Annotated in this window: 16 protein-coding genes and 1 riboswitch; of the genes, 1 reads left to right on the top strand and 15 read right to left on the bottom strand. The window is 36.7% G+C overall.

Annotated features, from left to right (window positions below; genetic code table 11):
• Nucleotides 1-11: 11 nt before the first annotated feature.
• From ACLTBU_RS15535 to ACLTBU_RS15465, 15 genes are all read right to left on the bottom strand, one after another.
• On the bottom strand, nt 12-779 hold the full coding sequence (locus tag ACLTBU_RS15535; RefSeq protein WP_177672098.1) for an ABC transporter ATP-binding protein: 768 nt from the start codon (nt 777-779) through the stop codon (nt 12-14).
• Nucleotides 776-1807 (bottom strand): FecCD family ABC transporter permease, encoded by a 1032-nt coding sequence (locus tag ACLTBU_RS15530; RefSeq protein WP_177672099.1) that lies wholly within the window; start codon nt 1805-1807, stop codon nt 776-778. Before ACLTBU_RS15530 ends, ACLTBU_RS15535 begins: the two co-directional genes overlap by 4 nt.
• Nucleotides 1808-1810: 3 nt before the next feature.
• Nucleotides 1811-2773, bottom strand: coding sequence for an ABC transporter substrate-binding protein (locus tag ACLTBU_RS15525; RefSeq protein WP_412219841.1), 963 nt, complete (start codon nt 2771-2773; stop codon nt 1811-1813).
• 16 nt (nt 2774-2789) lie between these two features.
• Complete coding sequence (locus tag ACLTBU_RS15520) at nt 2790-4337, bottom strand: cobyric acid synthase (RefSeq protein WP_412219840.1); 1548 nt, start codon at nt 4335-4337, stop codon at nt 2790-2792.
• A 117-nt stretch (nt 4338-4454) separates the two neighbouring features.
• A riboswitch (cobalamin riboswitch) is annotated at nt 4455-4631 on the bottom strand.
• A gap of 52 nt (nt 4632-4683) precedes the next feature.
• Entirely contained in the window at nt 4684-5244 is a 561-nt protein-coding gene (locus tag ACLTBU_RS15515) for a CDP-alcohol phosphatidyltransferase family protein (protein WP_177672101.1), read from the bottom strand.
• Nucleotides 5245-5373: 129 nt separating this feature from the next.
• Nucleotides 5374-5694: a DUF1540 domain-containing protein gene (locus tag ACLTBU_RS15510; RefSeq protein ID WP_177672102.1), complete on the bottom strand. Its 321-nt coding sequence runs from the start codon at nt 5692-5694 to the stop codon at nt 5374-5376.
• An 11-nt stretch (nt 5695-5705) separates the two neighbouring features.
• Nucleotides 5706-6248, bottom strand: a complete 543-nt coding sequence (locus ACLTBU_RS15505) for an NADH peroxidase (protein ID WP_177672103.1) — start codon at nt 6246-6248, stop codon at nt 5706-5708.
• A 77-nt stretch (nt 6249-6325) separates the two neighbouring features.
• A complete protein-coding gene (locus ACLTBU_RS15500) occupies nt 6326-6676 on the bottom strand; it encodes a single-stranded DNA-binding protein (RefSeq protein ID WP_177672104.1) in 351 nt (116 codons plus the stop codon).
• A gap of 124 nt (nt 6677-6800) precedes the next feature.
• The gene (gene hydA / locus ACLTBU_RS15495; RefSeq protein WP_412219837.1) at nt 6801-8174 is read right to left on the bottom strand and encodes a dihydropyrimidinase; all 1374 of its coding nucleotides are present in this window, start codon (nt 8172-8174) and stop codon (nt 6801-6803) included.
• A gap of 4 nt (nt 8175-8178) precedes the next feature.
• Nucleotides 8179-9141 (bottom strand): uracil-xanthine permease family protein, encoded by a 963-nt coding sequence (locus ACLTBU_RS15490; protein WP_412219835.1) that lies wholly within the window; start codon nt 9139-9141, stop codon nt 8179-8181.
• Between the two features lie 24 nt (nt 9142-9165).
• Entirely contained in the window at nt 9166-10104 is a 939-nt protein-coding gene (gene arcC, locus ACLTBU_RS15485; protein ID WP_334309110.1) for a carbamate kinase, read from the bottom strand.
• A gap of 19 nt (nt 10105-10123) precedes the next feature.
• A complete protein-coding gene (ygeW, locus tag ACLTBU_RS15480; protein ID WP_177672108.1) occupies nt 10124-11317 on the bottom strand; it encodes a knotted carbamoyltransferase YgeW in 1194 nt (397 codons plus the stop codon).
• Nucleotides 11318-11335: 18 nt separating this feature from the next.
• Nucleotides 11336-12535 (bottom strand): YgeY family selenium metabolism-linked hydrolase, encoded by a 1200-nt coding sequence (locus tag ACLTBU_RS15475; RefSeq protein WP_249333520.1) that lies wholly within the window; start codon nt 12533-12535, stop codon nt 11336-11338.
• 13 nt (nt 12536-12548) lie between these two features.
• On the bottom strand, nt 12549-13751 hold the full coding sequence (gene dpaL / locus ACLTBU_RS15470) for a diaminopropionate ammonia-lyase (protein WP_249333519.1): 1203 nt from the start codon (nt 13749-13751) through the stop codon (nt 12549-12551).
• 12 nt (nt 13752-13763) lie between these two features.
• Nucleotides 13764-14411, bottom strand: coding sequence for a transcriptional regulator (locus ACLTBU_RS15465; protein ID WP_249333518.1), 648 nt, complete (start codon nt 14409-14411; stop codon nt 13764-13766).
• A 200-nt stretch (nt 14412-14611) separates the two neighbouring features.
• On the opposite strand from ACLTBU_RS15465, the gene ssnA reads away from it, so the two are divergent.
• A complete protein-coding gene (ssnA, locus tag ACLTBU_RS15460) occupies nt 14612-15931 on the top strand; it encodes a putative aminohydrolase SsnA (RefSeq protein WP_412219832.1) in 1320 nt (439 codons plus the stop codon).
• Nucleotides 15932-15937 lie beyond the last annotated feature (6 nt).

Below are 15937 nucleotides of genomic sequence, written 5' to 3'. Positions count from 1 at the left end.
CTCCTTTACTTTTAATCGATTTTAGGAACAATATAAGTATGCGGAAAATCTTCAATAATTTTCAACTTATGTTTATAAACATCGTGAAGTTTTTCACTCTTAAGTACCTTTTCTTTTTCTCCTGCCAGTACAACTTCACCTTTTTCAAGCAAAACGATATGATCACAATACTGAAAAGCCAAATTCAAATCATGCAGTACCATTATAACTGTCAATCCATACTTTTCTTTAATAGCCTGTAAGCGACTTAAAAGCTCTATACTGTTATGGACATCTAACATAGAAATGGGTTCATCTAAGAGCAGAAGAGGTGTCTTTTGAGCGAGTGCACGTCCTATAAAGACTTTTTGCGCTTCTCCACCACTTAAGCTCATAATAGAGCGTTCTTTAAAGGGGCAAAGTGATAACTCTTCTATAATCTGTTCTACGATATTTTGATCTTCTTTATTTTGACTTCCTAATAAATCTAAATAAGGATAACGTCCCATAGCAATCATTTCTTCTACTGTAAAATCTACGTCTCTTGCATTTTCTTGAAAAACGAAGCTACACTTTTTAGCATAATCTTTTGTTCTAATTTTAATAACATCCTGTCCCTCAAAGAAAATAGTCTGTTTTGCCGGCTCAATAATACGCATTATATGTTTAAGCAGTGTACTTTTACCTGCACCATTAGGGCCAATCATACCATATATTTTATTCTTTTCAAACTGTAAGTTAATATCCTTTAAAATCTGTTTTTCTCCTATTGTATAATGGAGATGCTCGACTCTAATCATGTTAGACTCCTTTTGCGCTCTCTATAAATTAAATACATAAAATAAGGTGCTCCAAATAAAGATGTAATAATGCCTAATGGTATCTCAGAAGATGAAAGAAGACTTCTTGAAAGATTATCACATAGCAAGACAAAAATCATACCTAAAAACCCACTGATTGGAAGGGTTTTAGAATAGTTAGATCCAAATAGTAAACGCACCATATGAGGAATAATAAGCCCTACAAAACCAATTGTTCCTGTAAAACATACTGTTGTAGCAATAAGGATACTGCTTAAAATCAGAAATATTTTTCTTAGCCTATTTACATCAAGCCCCATTGCCTTTGCAGCTTGTTCACCCATAAGTAAAAGATTAAGCTCTTTTCGATGAAGAAGAAAAATAAAAAGAATTGGGAAAGTTACACAGGCCAAAATAATGACACGTTTATAAGACGCACTTGCTAAAGAACCCATCCCCCATGAGAATAAGGTAAGGTTTTTATCATCTGAATAAAGCCTTATAAAGGAAAGAATTGCTGAAAAGAAGTAATTAATAGCAATACCTGATAAAAGAAGACGTATGGTTGAAGTTTTACCTTTAAGCCCTGATAGCATGCCTACAAGTACATTGGCTACAAGTGCACCTAAAAAAGCATAAAAAGGTGTAAACCCTCCTAACATAAACCCAATTCCAGCACCTAATGAAGCCCCTGAGGAAATACCCAACATAAAGGGATCTGCCATATCATTTTTAAAAAGTGCCTGATAAATAGCTCCTGTTACAGCTAAATTAAGCCCTGTTAAAAGAGCCATTAAAATACGTGGAATACGCAGGTTCATAATAACCGTTATCTGGCCCTCACCTACTGCTAGATTCTTCGGAAATCCCAAAAGCTGCTGACTTATAATTTTAAAAACATCTAAGGTCCCTATTTTGGAAACACCTATTGTTACGGAATAGAGACCTAATAGAATAATACTTATAATAAGTAGGCAATATAGAAAACCTATATTGCCTACTTTATAATTCTCCCTTATCCTTTTCATTGCTTACTTTGTTTCAGGGTGAATTATTTGAGCAAGAGCTTCAAAAGCTTGTGCCAAACGTGGACCTTGTCTTGAAATCATAGCATCATCAATCTCATAAATATGCCCTTCCTGAACAGCACGTAAATCTTTATAAAAATCTGTTGTCATAAGCGTTTCTTTTAACCCTTTTCCAGCAGGTATAATAATCATATCTGGATCACCTTCAACAATTTTTTCTTTAGAAATACTCCAACCTTCTACGTCTTTAGCAATATTATCTCCACCTGCAAGCTCAATCATCTGACCGATGAAAGTATCACCGCCTGCTGTTGAATCACTATCTCCTGCCCATACTGCATAATAAACACGAGGTTTTACTTCATCCTCATCTAAATTGTTAATACGTTCTACAACGCTTTCAACTGTTGCTTTCATTTTACTTACAACAGCTTCAGCCTCTTTAGAACGTCCTACTAAAAGACCAATATTCTCAATTGCAGAATATGTGCCGTCAAAGTCCTCTTGTTCATTTAAAAAAGCTACTGGAATATTGACTTCTCTTAATTTATTAATGACTTCATCAGATACATGCGTAGAAGCTACAACTAAATCTGGATTTAAAGCTACAATTGTTTCAATATTAGGATCAGAAGTCCCACCTACTTCTTCTGCTGCTAAAGCTTCTGTTGGGAAATCACAATATCTTGTTCTTCCTACTAGTTTATCTGTTACTCCTAATGCACCTAAAATCTCTGTTGTACTTGGTGCTAAAGAAACAATACGTTCAGGTGCTTGTGTCATAGTAATTTCTGTACCTGTAGAATCTGTAATCGTAACGGGGAAAGCCTTTTCCACCTGCTCAGTTTGTCCCTGCGCACTTTCTTCTCCTGTTACTTCTTTTGGTTGTTGGCTACATCCTACTGTCCCAAATAGCATAGCGCCTGCTAGGCCAAGTAATGTAAGTTGTTTTAAAAATTTCTTCATGTTTTTCCTCCATTATCTACTCATTTTCATATAAAATATGTTTAATAGCTTCTAAGTCAAGATGGTCTCTTAAAATATTAGCAAGCTTGGTGTACTCATGATCTTTAAAACGTGCATAATCCTCTTCGTAACCATTCCTAATTTTAATAGGCCCTTCCATTTTTCCTCTTTTTTGAGCCAATTCCTTAAGAAAAGCTAGTGTAAAATGCACTTGATCAAAGATACCATGTATATAAGTCCCATAAACATCTGCCTCTCTTGCTTTATAACCTTCTATTCTAGAAGCTTTCTCACCTAAACAAGTCTGAATTTCTACAAAAGGCACCACGCCTTCACCTTGCCAAATAGTCTGTCCCATATGGATTTCATAGCCTTCTATATAAGTATCTTTACAGTTTTTAAGTAAACCTGTTTTATTTACAATACATCCACTTACTTGTGTTGTTGTCTTTTCACATTCAAACTGTGTATCGATTTCTAATAGATTAAGTCCTTCCATATGCTCAATATTATTTTCAATATAATACGGATTATAGAGCATACGTCCTAGCATCTGATAGCCTCCACATATACCAAAGATAGCCACTCCTGCTTCTTTAAGTTCCTGCAAGCATTCGTCATAGCCATTCTGTTTCAAATAATTAAGATCCTTAATGGTATTTTTAGAACCTGGTATAATAACAAGATCAGCTTCTTTTAATTCTTCTTTAGCATGTGCATAACTTACATGGACACCATCTAATGAATACAGAATATTAAAATCTGTAAAGTTAGACATATACGGCAGGCGAATGATTTTAATAACTAAATCATTTTCATTTTTTGCTTTTTGTGCATAAAAAATATCACTTACACTATCTTCATCATCAAGTGCTAGCTTAAAATATGGCACCACCCCTAATACGGGTATTTTAATAATATCCTCTAGCATTTTAAGTCCTGGTTTTAAAATCTCTACATCTCCGCGGAACTTATTGATAACCACACCTTTAACGCGCGCCCGTTCTTCCTCTGAAAGAAGTAACAGGGTTCCTGCTAATGATGCGAATACTCCACCTCGATCAATATCGCCAATAAGAATAACTGGTGCATCTACTAGCTCTGCCATTCCCATATTAACAATATCGCCTTCTCTTAAATTGATTTCTGCCGGACTACCTGCTCCTTCTAAAATAATCGTATCAAAGGAAGCTTCAAGCTTTTCATAGACTTCTTTGACTTTATGTTTGAGCTTAGGTTTAAACTGATGATAATCCATGGCTGTCATATCCTTGTACACTTCGCCCTCAATAATATATTGTGCTTTCATTTCACCTGTGGGCTTAATAAGTACCGGATTCATCAAAACAGAAGGCTTAACACCTGCAGCTTCTGCCTGCATAACTTGAGCTCTTCCCATTTCCTTCCCATCTTCTGTAATAAAAGAGTTTAAACTCATATTCTGAGATTTAAAAGGTGCTACCTTATGCCCTTCTTCGTATAAAATACGGCATAATCCTGCAACAAGTACACTCTTACCTACTGAAGATGCTGTTCCTTGAAACATTAAATTAGGCTTTCTCATAAAAACCTCCTTATAAATGGCTACAATAAAAAAAGTTAGCAAGTATCCTCCTTGCTAACTGAAAATATACGTACAGATTTGTGCCTCATTTTACCCATACGTCTTTCCCACCGAAAGAATACGTTTATCCTATAAGGCAGGTCTCCTGGCTAATAGTTCATCCTCCGGTGAGCCTTACCATAACTTTGTTACAGTGGCATCTTTCACCTTTGTCCCTATCAACAGTAGCGGGGGCTGCAGCTTTTAACTTTCCCTATTAAGCTTTTTAAAAGCACCTTATATTCTTGTCTGTTTTCGATTGTCGTGCCTTATCATGACATAAGTTGTATGAATTGTCAAGTATGTACTACTGTTTCTTCATATGAATAAAGATAAGCATATACATTAAAAAGGCAAATAGAAGCATGATTGTGGCCACTGCTATAAAAATATTTACACTGGTAAGGTTTAGAGATGGAATGGCAATAAGAATAATCATGGTAAAATAAAATACTGCTGTACACACTTTACCATACCACAGAGCACCATCTAGCTTTTTACCTTCTCTTAAAAGCACCAGACAGCTAATAGCCATTGTAATTTCTTTAATAACAAATACTATAAGTAACATCCACATCCACTCAAATCGAAACACTAGCACAAATGCAATAGCTGCTTGGGTCAATTTATCTGCGATAGGATCAATAACCTTGCCAAGTTCTGTAACTTGATTAAATTTCCTTGCAATAAAGCCATCTAGAAAATCTGTCAATCCAGATGCAATAATAATACCTGCTGCTCTATAATAATCTTCGGGTCTTACTGCTGTCATATAACACCATATAAAAAGTGGGATAAGTAATATTCTTACATAGCATAAAAGATTAGGAATACTACAAGCTTCTTTCAAAGTTATTTTATCTTTCATTTGTACATAACTTCCCTTCATATATATTCAATAGTCCGCGCTTTAATGCTAGCTTACGCGCAATCTATGAATAAAATATAAAAATCCCCGAAAAGTTTACCATTATCTTAATAACTTTTCGGGGATTACTTATTGAGGTTTAAAGCTTGAACAGCATGTTTCTATATAAATAGCAGCATGACCTGAACCATCTACATCAATACTATTAAGTGTACATTGATGGTCTGCATGATAGGTGCAAGTTGCAACACTGCAGGTTACACTTAAACAAGGGGATTTATATTCTGTGTGCTCTGCTAAGTTACTATACACATCTTGGTTTAAAAAAGTGCCGCAGCAAGTTGCTTCATCTTCTACTGCTCCTTGCCCACCAATAGCCACACGCTGAGCATAGCATACGCGATCATTATTATAAGAACAATTTGTTACACTACAATGTACTTTTGTCATCTTATGTCCTCCTAGCTAAAATACCTATCTAGTAAGCCTTTAAAGGCACAACCATGTCTTGCTTCATCTTTAGCCATTTCATGCACGGTATCATGAATAGCATCTAAGTTTTGCTGTTTAGCAAGTGTAGCAAGTTTCTTCTTACCCTCACATGCACCAAACTCTGCATCTACACGTACTTGCAAGTTTGCTTTGGTATCTGCTTTAACAACTTCACCTAAAAGTTCTGCAAATTTAGCTGCATGGTCTGCTTCCTCATAAGCAATACGCTTATAAGCTTCTGCCACCTCTGGGTAGCCTTCTCTATCTGCTTGACGACTCATAGCTAAGTACATTCCTACTTCACTACATTCACCTAAGAAATTAGCTCTTAAGGCTTCAATAATTTCTGGATCTACACCATCTGCTACGCCAATACGATGTTCATCTGCCCATGTGAGCTGATCATCCATTAGGTTAAATTTACTAGCAGGTGCTTTACAAATTGGACATTCATCCGGTGGCATGTCACCTTCATGAATATAACCACAAATGACACATACGTACTTTTTCATTTGTTCATCTCCTTTTTAATAATGCTTACTACCGTTAGTATTTCCTGCAACTTCTACTTTATACTCTTCTAAAAAAGTTATGAAACAGCTTCTTCACTTGCTTCTTTCTGTACTGGCTTACGTCCTGTAAGAGAAAAATCTTCTAGTACTACTTTTGTTGTATAAACCTTTTCACCTTCTTTATTTATATAGGAATCTGTTACGATTTTGCCTTGCACTAAGATCTGTTGACCTTTTGTAACACTACGAGTAATTAAAACAGCCTGCTTATGAAAAGCTACAACCTCGATAAAATACGTTTTCTTCTCTTTTCTACTCGTACGTTCATGTACTGCTAGAGTAAACTGTGTGTAAGAAACATCTGTATCCTTAGATTTTTTTAGTTCAGGATCCTTTGTTAAATTGCCTAATAAAGTAACTTGATTCATACTAACCTCCTTATATTTTTTCTAAAGTATGGCCTAACCCCTTGATTTTATACAGCTACCTGCTATTTTTTTATATTTTCTAAAAAATAAGCAGCTGTGTTCTTTTTCAACAGCTGCTTATGCTTTATTTCATATTTAAAGGTGGTTTTCTGAAAATATAGCGACCTTTCTTTTCCTCAACTATTCTACCTTCTTCTACCACGTGCATACCTCTTAAGAAGACGTGTTCGGCTCGGCCAATAACTTTAAATCCTTCATATGGTGTATAATCTACATGCTGTAACTGCGTTTTAGCAGAAATCACCCCCCTATAACCCGGATTCCATACAACAATATCTGCATCGCTACCTACAGCTAAAGTACCTTTTTGAGGATACATGCCAAAAAGTTGTGCTACATGAGTACTGAGTAAATATGCCATTTCCTGCAAACTTAAACGTCCTTTTGTTACACCATAGCTATAAATAAGTTGTGGCCTATGTTCAATCCCAGGTATACCATTTGGAATTTGAGTGAAATCATCAATCCCTATTTTTTTCTGACTTTCAAAGTTAAAAGCACAATGATCTGTACTGATTGTCTGGATTTCTCCTTCTTGAATACCTTCCCATAAGGCTTCTTGATCTTGTTTACTTCTAAGAGGTGGTGATAATACATACTTGGCGCTTTCAAACTGCTTTAAGTGATACAGTTTTTCATCTAAAAGTAGATACTGTGGACATGTTTCTACATAAACTCTTTGCCCCCTTTTTCTAGCTCTTCTTATACATTCCAATCCTTTTTGTGTACTCAAATGTACAATATGCACTGGAACATCTACCATATAAGCAATATCTAAAAATCGACTGATTGCTTCAGCTTCTATCATATCTGGCCTAGATAAGGGATGTGCTAAAGGGGTCCTTTGCTCTTGCTCAAGTAGCATTTTTGTATATGCCTTAATGAGATCTCCATTTTCACAATGTACGCCCACTAATCCTCCTAAGTTTTTAGCACTCTTTAGAATTTCATAAATAGCCCCATCATCTAATCTTAAAGCATCATACGCCATATACAGTTTAAAAGATGTAATGCCTGATTCTCGCATAGTAAGTAGCTCACTTTTTATTTCATTATTCCACTCTGTAATAGCCATATGAAAACCATAGTCACAACTGCACTTTTCATCTGTTTTATGACGCCAATTTTCTAAAGCATTTATAAGGGTTTCACCTTTATTTTGGGTAGCAAAGTCTATAATGCTTGTTGTCCCTTGTATGAGTGCTGCTTTTGTGCCCGATTCAAAGTCATCAGCTGTATGGGCCATTCCAGTATCCATATCTAAATGCGTATGTGCATCTATAAAGCCTGGAAACAGAATCATGCCACTTGCATCAAGTATGTGGTCTGCCTTATCAATCTTACCTATTTTTTTTATAACGTTTCCTTCAACAAGTATATCTACAGGTGTATATCGGTTTTGCTCTGCGATAATACCGCCTTTAATCAAGTAAGACATAGCATCACCTCGTTTGTTTTTTCTTTCCTATTAGATTGAAGGCAATATTTGTAACCATTCCTACAATACATACACTTGCTACTGCATCACCAAATACAAACTGTAAAAATGTTGGGAATTTACCAATAATTTCTGTCACAGCTGTCAAACCATACCCTACTGCAAAAGTAATAGAAAGCACTTTTACATTCCCCTCAGAAAAACCAGCTTGTGCAATCATTTTAAAGCCATTTACTAAAATCATACCAAATACCGTTATAACAGCACCTCCTAGCACACTAGAAGGAAGTGCTGCAAAAATAGCACCTACTTTAGGCATAACACTTGCTAAGACCAGAACAGCTGCCCCTGTAGCAATACAGAATTTGTTAACTACTTTTGTCATCGCAATAATCCCTGCATTTTGCCCAAAAGCTGTATTAGGCATACAATTAAAAAGTCCTGCTAACTGTGAACCAATCGCATCTGCTAAAAGTGCTCCTGAATTTTCTGAGGCTGTTGCTTCTCTATTAAAAGCAGCCATTGTAATACCACTTGTATTACCTAATGTTTCGAGTCCTGATACAATATAAACAGCAGCAAAAGCAACAATGGCACCTACCAAAATACCACCAAAAACAGCCGGCAATCCATAAGCTGCTGCAATGGTAGATAAGGTTGGTACAAAAGCAAATGCTGTTCCCATTACAATAGGAAGGCCTGCTCCAATTTGAAACTTATTTCCAAATTTAATAGGATAAAGTTGAACAAATGTGGTAAATCCAGATACTAGCATAGCACATTGAATCATCAGTACACGTTCCTCCATAGGAACCCCAGCAATGCCTGCGACAATTAAAATAGGTGCTAAGTTACCCGTAAACATGGCCAGAACATGCTGAAGTCCTAGTGGCACAGCTACCCCTAAACTTGGTCTTCCATCTAACTGGTAAATAAGTTCTTGATCACTACTACGTTTTAAGTGCATACTTCCCCTCCCCAGGCTAAGCCTCTAAAGTTTAATCCTTGTTCCAGTTTCTCCTCTTATGCCTGCTTTTGCTTTTTCAAGTAAAGTAATAAGTGTATATCTTCCTTCCTTTGATCTTGCAAAATTAGTAGCTGCCTCTACCTTAGGTAGCATAGATCCAGGAGCGAACTGGTTTTCTGCAATGTACTTTTCAGCCTCAGCTACTGAGAGTGTATCAAGCCATTTTTCATTAGATTTCCCAAAGTTAACAGCTACTTTCTCCACTGCTGTTAAAATAATAAGGCAATCTGCATGAACAGCTTTAGCCATTTCACAGCTTGCAAAATCTTTATCAATGACAGCGCCTACACCGGATAAATGATTACCATGTGCTACTACAGGTATACCCCCACCTCCTGATGCAATAACAACTTGCCCTGCATCTGCTAGTGCCTTAACTGTTTCTATTTCTACAATACGTATAGGTTTAGGAGAAGCAATCACTCTTCTATAACCTCTACCTGCATCTTCCATCACACTGTATCCTTTTTTCACCAAAAGATCTGCTTCTTCCTTGGTCATAAATCTACCAATAGGTTTAGTAGGATGTAAGAAGGCTGGGTCTTTTTCATCTACTTCTACTTGTGTAATAAGTGTAACAACTGATTTTTGTATACCTCTATTAAGTAACTCTTCTCTTACAGCATTTTGAAGATCATAACCAATATAACCTTGACTCATAGCTACACAAACAGACATAGGAATCACGCAAGTATCTGGATTAGATTTATGCACTTCTCCCATTGCTAGATTAATCATTCCAACTTGTGGACCATTGCCATGAGATAAAATAATCTCATAGCCCTCCTCTACTAAGTCTGCAATGGCTTTTGCTGTATGCTTAACAGCTATCATCTGCTCTGCTAAATTGTTACCTAAAGCATTTCCCCCTAAGGCAATAACGATTCTTTTTGCCATATGCATCCCTCCCTAACAAAGCTTTCTATTTATACAAACGGTCTTTTCTTTCTTTTTCAAGTTTTCTAAGTACAGCTACTGGATCCCCTACTTTGGCAAGAAAAATCATGGCTGCAATAATATAAGGCTTAAAAGATGCTTCTTTATAAAGTTCATCACGATAACGATCAAAGACACTTGCAGCTACTTCTCCTTCTTTGCAACTTACACCTGAGATATCAGCCGGTAAGCAATGCATATAAAGTGCTTTGCCATTCTTTGTAGTTGCCATAAGCTCTTCTGTACATTCCCAATCCTTATGCTGTGCATTTTGCATAAGGAGCTCTTGCTCAAGCTTATAAATGCCTTCCATATCACCTTTACCATATAAGTCTGTACGTACTTCCATAGCCTGGTAAGGTGCCCAGCTCTTTGGATAAACAATATCTGCATCTTTAAAAGCTTCTGCCATAGAATGGGTCTTAGTAAAAGAACCACCTGACTCTTTAGCCTGTTTTTTAGCTAACTCCTCTACGTCACTCATGATCTCATAACCCTCTGGATGAGCAAGCACTACATCCATACCCATACGTGTCATAAGCCCTATAATACCTTGTGGTACAGATAATGGCTTACCATAAGAAGGAGAATACGCCCATGTCATGGCAATCTTTTTACCTTTTAAGTTTTCAATGCCACCAAATTCATGAATAATATGAAGCATGTCTGCCATAGCCTGTGTAGGATGATCAATATCACATTGTAGGTTTACAAGCGTTGGGCGTTGTTCTAGAACACCTTTTCTAAATCCTTCTTCAACAGCATCAGCTACTTCATGCATATAGGCATTACCCTTACCAATGTACATATCATCACGAATACCTATAACATCTGCCATAAAAGAAATCATATTAGCTGTTTCACGTACTGTTTCACCATGTGCAATCTGGGATTTACCTTCATCTAAATCCTGTACTTCAAGCCCTAATAGGTTACAAGCAGAGGCAAAACTAAAACGTGTACGTGTTGAATTATCTCTAAATAATGAAATACCTAGTCCGCTATCAAACAGGCGTGTAGAGATATTTTGACTTCTTAAATAACGTAAGCTGTCTGCTACTGTAAAAACAGCTTCTAATTCTTCAAAGCTTTTTTCCCAAGTTAAAAAGAAATCATTTTGATACATATTTCTAAAATGTAACTGTTCTAATTTTTTAAGTACAGCTTCAAATGTATTCATGTTTTCTCTCCTTTTTATTTAAAGATTTTGGTAGTAAAGCGTTGGCATCATTGCATAGACTGCTGCACATTTTACAAGGTCAGCTTTCCATGTTTTTTCATTTGGTGCATGAGCTTCACATTCTTTTCCTGGACCAAATCCAATACAAGGAATACCAAAGCGTCCCATTATAGAAACACCATTTGTAGAGAATGTCCATTTATCTACTAAAGGCTCTCCATACATACCTTTATAAGAAGCTACTGCTGCCTGCGCCGCTGGGTGCTCCTCGGGAAGGACCCAGGCTGGGAAATAGCAATCTGTTGGATAAATAAGCTCTGTCCAACTCGGCCTGTCATATTTATACATAGTGACTTCTGCTTGATATTTTTGAACGGAAGGAAGCTTACGAATCTCCTCTAGTGCCATTTCATAAGTTTCTCCTGCTGTTAGCCTTCTATCTATAGAAATAGCACTCATATCTGCTACTGCACAACGTGATGGAGAATTATAAAAAGATTGAGAAACAGTTAAGGTACCTTTACCTAAGAATGGATCTACATGTAACTTATCATTCAGTGCTCTTACCTCATTAATAATTTCTGCCATTTTATAAATAGCATTATCTCCTCTTTCTGGTGCGGAACCGTGACAAGAAATACCTTTTACTTCTACACGAATTTCCATACGACCTCTTTGACCTCTATAGATATTACCATCAGTAGGCTCTGTAATCACTACAAATTCGGGTTTAATCTGACTTTCTTGAATAATGTACTGCCAGCATAGCCCATCACAGTCTTCCTCTTGTACTGTTCCTGTTACAAGTATGCTATATTGCTCTGGGAGAAGTCCTAAATCTTTCATAATTTTTGCACCGTAAACGGCTGAGACAATACCACCTAATTGGTCAGATGCACCACGCCCTCCAATTTCTTCTTCTGTTTCATATCCTTCATAAGGATCAAAAGTCCAGTTACTTCTTTCTCCAATACCAACAGTGTCAATATGTGCATCATAAGCAATTAACTTCTCACCTTTTCCTATATAGCCTAACACATTACCCATAGGGTCAATATCTACCCTATCAAATCCCAGTTCTATCATTTCCTTTGTAATACGCTTTATAACGCCTTCTTCCCTACAACTTTCTCCTGGAATAGCAATCAAATCTCTTAAAAATTTTGTCATAGCACCTTCATAATTTTTTGCAGCTTCCTTTACTTCCATAAAACCCATCTTTATTTCCCCCTTAAAATGATAATTTCATTTTATGATTCCAAACAACATCTCTATAATGCTCGGGATCTGTATCCCCCTCTGTTGAAAACATTAAGATAACAGAATGTTCGTCTAAATTAAGGGCTTGTTTAAGTGATTTCATCTCTTCTATTTCCATAATACTTGCTAGAAGTCCCATACTCACTGCACCTGATTCACCTGATATAACTCTTGTATCATCTTTTAAAGGAGCCCCTAACATACACATGCCTTTTGCAGCTACCCAATCAGGGCAAGATACAAAGAAACTACTATTATTTTTTAGAATTTCCCAGGAAATGGTATTCGGTTCTCCACATGCAAGCCCTGCCATAATCGTTGGCATATCTCCTGTTACTATACGTATATTGCCATCTCCCGCCTTTGCAGATTTATAAAGGCAGTCTGCCTTAGAAGATTCAACAATAACCGTTGTAATTTCTTCATTTGGGTAAAGATTAGAAAAATAGCCTTGAACTGCTCCTGCTAATGAACCTACTCCTGCTTGCACAAAAATATGAGTAGGCTTCTTTCCCAGCTGGCTAGCTGCTTCCATAGCCATTGTGCCATAGCCTTGCATAATCCATGCCGGAATCTCCTCATAGCCTTCCCAAGCTGTATCTTGAACCATTACACCACCTGGTGTGCGATTAGCATGGGCACTTGCAAGACGTACACATTCATCATAGTTAACCTCTTCAATAGTTGCTGTAGCACCCTCTTTTTGGATATTCTCAAGTCTAATTTGCTGAGTACCTTTAGGCATATAAACTACAGCTTTTTGACCCAGTTGACGTGCAGCCCAAGCTACCCCTCTTCCATGATTACCATCTGTTGCTGTAAAGAAAGTAACTTCTCCAAGCTGCTTCTTAAGATCTTTTGAAGTAAAGGTTTGATAATCTAATTCACCCACATCTTTTCCAAGCTGTTTAGCAATATGTTTAGCCATTGCAAAGGAGCCACCTAAAACTTTAAAAGCATTTAATCCAAAACGATACGATTCGTCTTTAACATAAATGCCTCCTAAATGGTAAAAGTCTGCAAGATGATTAAGGGCTACTAAAGGTGTTTCATTATACATTGGAAAACTCTCATGAAAATGTTTTGCTTTTTGTACCTCATCTACAGACATAATAGAAAGATGATCACCATTTGTATGTACCATCTTGTTCTCTATCCATTTAATTTGTTCCATTAAAAGATCCTCCTACTTGCCATTTTTAGTTGCTTTCTTTTCCATATAATTATAAAGTGTGTATTTTGAAATACCGAAGTACTCAGATACCTTATCACCTGATTTAGTAATTAAAAAAGCTCCTGCTTCTTCTAAAAATTGTATGGCTCTTATTTTATCTTCTTTATTCATAAGTGCGACGGGTTTTCCTATAAGCTGGGTGGCTCTTTCTATAAGATCTTCTAGTAAGTCCTCAACTTTCGTGGTAATTTTAGCTGCAGGGGCAGAAAGCTGCTTCGTATCCCTAATTAACTGACTCAGTACATTTTCAGCTAGCATGAGCTTTGTTATATCATAGTTAATAGAGAAAATACCCTCAACCTCGCCTTTTTCATTCTTAATGTATATGGTACTAGATCGTAACAATCTCCCATCTTCTGTACTAACACAATAACCAATCTGGTCCTCTCCCTTATGATGTCTTAGCGTTTCAAGCACCACTTCAGAAGCACCATCTCCTACTTGACGATGTGTAACATGACCATTTTCAATTTGTACAATAGTATGTTCTTTATCATCAAGTGTCAAATCATGTATAGTTACTTCACACTCTAACCCAAATTGTTTACCTAGCGCTTCTGCTAACCTGCTTATAAATTCTATAGGTATCTTATTTTGCATCAACCTTTCTCTCCATTTCAGTGAACTTCTAATAAGAGTATATGCGCACTTTTTCAGAATAGAAAAATTATATACACTTTTTATAAAAAAATTTTAGGTATGCTAAAAAATTTTGGTATATGGTTCAGTTCTGTCTCATTCCATCATAAACATAAACAGAGACTTAAATGTTTTTCTAATTTTCAAGAGAGGGGTAGGAAATGTTACTCATTGGAAATGGTTATTTAGTTTCAAGAGATGAAAAACAACCGTTTTTACAAGATGGCTGTGTTGCCATAGAAAAAGATACCATTATGGCTATAGGTCCTACAGCGCACCTTAAGACGCAGCACCCTTCTGCTACTTTTATCGATGCTAAAAAGGGGCTCATTATGCCAGGGCTTATTAATACGCATAATCATATTTATAGTGCTTTTGCACGAGGTGCTTCCTTAGGTGGTCCACCACCTCGTAACTTCCTAGATATTTTAGAGCACACCTGGTGGAAACTGGATCGCCACTTAACTTTAGAAGATACTAGATATAGCGCTTATTGGACTTATCTAGATTGTATTAAAAATGGTGTGACAACTATCTTTGACCATCATGCAAGCTATGGTGAAATTACAGATAGTCTATTTGCTATTTCTGATGTGGCTAATGAATTAGGCCTACGTACATGTCTTTGCTATGAAGTTTCTGACCGTGATGGACAGGATAAAATGAAACGAGCTGTTAAAGAGAATGAAGCTTTTATAAAAGCTTCTCAAAACCATCCTATGCAAAAAGGATTGATGGGGCTTCATGCCTCCTTTACACTTTCAGATGCTACCCTCGACTACTGTCGTAGCCACCTTCCAAAAGGTAGTGGTTACCACATTCATGTAGCTGAAGGTATAGAGGATGTCTATGATAGCCTTAAAAAATATGGTAAACGTGTACTTCATCGTCTGTTTGACCAAGATATATTAGGTCCTCATACGATTGCCGGACATTGTATTCATATTACTCCAGATGAAATGGACCTTCTTAAAGAAACAGATACTGTAGTGGTCCATAATCCAGAAAGTAATATGGGTAATGCTGTAGGGGCGCCACCTGTATTAGAACTTTTTAAAAGAGGCATTTTAATAGGACTTGGTACAGACGGTTATACCAATGATCTATTTGAATCTTTAAAAGTAGCAAATATCCTTCAAAAACACCATACATGTAATCCAGCTGTAGCTTGGGAGGAGATTCCCACCATGCTCTTTGAATACAACCCTAAAATAGTTAGCCGTTTCTTTACAAAATCTGTAGGTGTCTTAAAACCTGGCTATGCAGCTGATGTGATTGTAGCTGACTATATCCCTCAAACACCACTTAATACGCATACCTTAAACGGACATCTTTTATTTGGATTAAATGGCAGGTGTGTAACGACAACTATAGCAAATGGCAAAGTCCTTATGAAGGATAGGCAAATTCTTATAGCCGATGAGGAGCGTCTTATGGCTAAATCTCGCCAGCTCGCGCAGGCACTTTGGAATCGTGTTTAAAAGAGG

The organism is Zhenhengia sp., assembly GCF_046966505.1.
Classification (GTDB): domain Bacteria; phylum Bacillota; class Clostridia; order Lachnospirales; family Cellulosilyticaceae; genus Zhenhengia; species Zhenhengia yiwuensis.
This window is presented reverse-complemented; position numbering and strand designations above follow the sequence as displayed.

Coding starts and splice junctions, on each gene's coding strand:
- ACLTBU_RS15535 (WP_177672098.1), bottom strand. CDS start 779: ATGATTAGAGTCGAGCATCTCCATTATACAATAGGAGAAAAACAGATT.
- ACLTBU_RS15530 (WP_177672099.1), bottom strand. CDS start 1,807: ATGAAAAGGATAAGGGAGAATTATAAAGTAGGCAATATAGGTTTTCTA.
- ACLTBU_RS15525 (WP_412219841.1), bottom strand. CDS start 2,773: ATGAAGAAATTTTTAAAACAACTTACATTACTTGGCCTAGCAGGCGCT.
- ACLTBU_RS15520 (WP_412219840.1), bottom strand. CDS start 4,337: ATGAGAAAGCCTAATTTAATGTTTCAAGGAACAGCATCTTCAGTAGGT.
- ACLTBU_RS15515 (WP_177672101.1), bottom strand. CDS start 5,244: ATGAAAGATAAAATAACTTTGAAAGAAGCTTGTAGTATTCCTAATCTT.
- ACLTBU_RS15510 (WP_177672102.1), bottom strand. CDS start 5,694: ATGACAAAAGTACATTGTAGTGTAACAAATTGTTCTTATAATAATGAT.
- ACLTBU_RS15505 (WP_177672103.1), bottom strand. CDS start 6,248: ATGAAAAAGTACGTATGTGTCATTTGTGGTTATATTCATGAAGGTGAC.
- ACLTBU_RS15500 (WP_177672104.1), bottom strand. CDS start 6,676: ATGAATCAAGTTACTTTATTAGGCAATTTAACAAAGGATCCTGAACTA.
- hydA (WP_412219837.1), bottom strand. CDS start 8,174: ATGTCTTACTTGATTAAAGGCGGTATTATCGCAGAGCAAAACCGATAT.
- ACLTBU_RS15490 (WP_412219835.1), bottom strand. CDS start 9,141: ATGCACTTAAAACGTAGTAGTGATCAAGAACTTATTTACCAGTTAGAT.
- arcC (WP_334309110.1), bottom strand. CDS start 10,104: ATGCATATGGCAAAAAGAATCGTTATTGCCTTAGGGGGAAATGCTTTA.
- ygeW (WP_177672108.1), bottom strand. CDS start 11,317: ATGAATACATTTGAAGCTGTACTTAAAAAATTAGAACAGTTACATTTT.
- ACLTBU_RS15475 (WP_249333520.1), bottom strand. CDS start 12,535: ATGGGTTTTATGGAAGTAAAGGAAGCTGCAAAAAATTATGAAGGTGCT.
- dpaL (WP_249333519.1), bottom strand. CDS start 13,751: ATGGAACAAATTAAATGGATAGAGAACAAGATGGTACATACAAATGGT.
- ACLTBU_RS15465 (WP_249333518.1), bottom strand. CDS start 14,411: ATGCAAAATAAGATACCTATAGAATTTATAAGCAGGTTAGCAGAAGCG.
- ssnA (WP_412219832.1), top strand. CDS start 14,612: ATGTTACTCATTGGAAATGGTTATTTAGTTTCAAGAGATGAAAAACAA.